This is a genomic window from Cyanobacteriota bacterium (assembly GCA_025054735.1).
Classification (GTDB): Bacteria; Cyanobacteriota; Cyanobacteriia; order SKYG9; family SKYG9; genus SKYG9.
The window spans coordinates 1-1,469 of record JANWZG010000627.1; the positions used below are offsets into that span (position 1 = coordinate 1).

Consider the following 1,469-nt stretch of genomic DNA (forward strand, 5'->3'; position numbering starts at 1 on the left):
CCAGACACCCCTATTCTTGACATTGGTTGTGGCTCTGGGGCTTGGTTACAGCGTCTAGCTGACCGGGGTTTCCAGAACCTCTGGGGCATTGACCAAGATATTGAGCAATTTCGAGCCAGCGGTGCCCACGTGCATCAGGTCAACTTAGATATGGACAACCTAGACCTACCTATTCAGCACTTTGGTCTGATTACGGCGATCGAAGTCATTGAACACCTAGAAAATCCAGGTCGATTGTTCTACCATGCTAGTCGCTATTTGGATCCCCACGGCTATCTGCTAATAACCACACCCAACATTCACTCGGTAGGCTGTCGGCTACGGTTTTTGTTGACTGGCCAGCTCAAGTCCTTTGATGCCAAAGGTGACCCTACCCACATCTACCCAGTCTTGTTAACTGCCCTCAATCGTGTGTTACCCCGCTATGGGTTAAAAATCGTCAAAAAGTGGGGCTATCCTGCTCGCGGATCCTTGGTGTCACGACCATCTACCCTGTTGTTGTCTACTATAGCCGAATGGTTCTTGCCCAATTCAGATCCAGGTGACACCCTATGTTTACTGATTCGGTCGACTACCAGTGCTTGATGTCTGAGTGCTCGACTATGGATAATCCCTGTATAGGGATCCAATGACCTCCAATGACCCCTTCAATGACTATCGTGCAACCAACAATTAAGTTTCTCCAGCAACCCACCTCTCAAGCATGGATTGACCAAGCGATCGCCAACCTAGATGTGCTGTTGCTAGATCATTCCCACTGTGAGCGAAAAGCAGCAGGTGTTGCCCTGAGCTTGATGTGTCGCTACCCATCCAGCACAAAACTTGTGCGAACATTGACGGCGATTGCCCAAGAGGAATTGCACCACTTTGAGCTAGTTAACCAACACCTAGAACAACGTCAAATTCCCCTAGCACCCTTGCCGCCACCCCCCTATGGTGCAAGACTAAATGCCCACATTCGTCGCCAAGAACCACTGCGTTGTCTAGACTCGTTGCTAGTTGCTGGATTAATTGAAGCCCGTAGCCATGAACGCCTGGGTTTGTTAGCCCACCATTGTCCTGATGCAGAGTTGGCTCGCTTTTATCACAGTCTGATGGCCTCAGAAGCGCGTCACTACGGAGCCTACTGGGTATTAGCAATCACCTACTACGATCGGGCAGTTGTGGATCAGCGTCTCCACGAACTGGCTGCAATCGAGAGCGAGTTACTAGCTACACTGCATCCTTACCCTCGCATCCACAGTTAGACCCTGCAACCACTAGCTAGGCAGGTCAAGGTCTGGTTGGCGGACAAACTGGCGTAACTCTTGCATGAGTTGGGTATCGTTAGAAGCAGTTCTGGCACCAGCTTCGGCAGCCCACTGTTTGAGGGCGTTGATTTGTTCACGGGCGATTGCTGCTAGGGGTACAGTGTCTTCGATCGCCCACAGAATATCCGTTGTAGTGAAATCGCGGCGCTGGCCAGTGGT

General features: G+C 51.0%; 3 protein-coding genes. 2 read left to right on the top strand and 1 reads right to left on the bottom strand.

From position 1 onward, the window contains the following. On the top strand, positions 1-585 hold a 585-nt coding region (locus tag NZ772_18845; GenBank protein MCS6815616.1), incomplete at its 5' end, for a class I SAM-dependent methyltransferase. Between the two features lie 65 nt (positions 586-650). Next, positions 651-1,247, top strand: a complete 597-nt coding sequence (locus NZ772_18850; GenBank protein MCS6815617.1) for a tRNA isopentenyl-2-thiomethyl-A-37 hydroxylase MiaE — start codon at positions 651-653, stop codon at positions 1,245-1,247. A gap of 12 nt (positions 1,248-1,259) precedes the next feature. Here NZ772_18850 and NZ772_18855 read toward each other — a convergent pair. Further along, positions 1,260-1,469: AAA family ATPase (locus NZ772_18855; GenBank protein MCS6815618.1), on the bottom strand; the 210-nt coding region annotated here is incomplete at its 5' end.